This window comes from Halomonas marinisediminis (assembly GCF_004347715.1).
GTDB lineage: Bacteria > Pseudomonadota > Gammaproteobacteria > Pseudomonadales > Halomonadaceae > Halomonas > Halomonas icarae.
In genome coordinates this window covers 1-255 of record NZ_SLTR01000601.1, presented here as the reverse complement: position 1 = coordinate 255, position 255 = coordinate 1, and the positions used below count along the sequence as shown (strand labels likewise).

General features: G+C 66.7%; 1 pseudogene. It reads right to left on the bottom strand.

What is annotated here, in order from left to right:
• Positions 1-255: pseudogene (locus E0702_RS17950) on the bottom strand (hypothetical protein); the annotation flags it as partial.

Here is a 255-nt window from a genome sequence, read left to right as displayed (position 1 = left end):
CGAGACGGTGTTGAACAGGGACTTGCGGAGGGATTCCTCGCCCGGCGTGTCGATGGCGATCATCTTCCACGTGGCGATGATCAGCACGATCATCGCGACCGTGGCGAAGAAGGCCCGCACCTGCGGGTCATGCAGCAGGGGGCGCGCCGTGCCCGCGACCAGCTGGACATAACGCACGAAGGGCAGGGCCGCGAGCAGCATGAACAGAGTGGCGGCGTATTCCATGGCCGCCGGGACGGCGCCGAAACTGGCGTC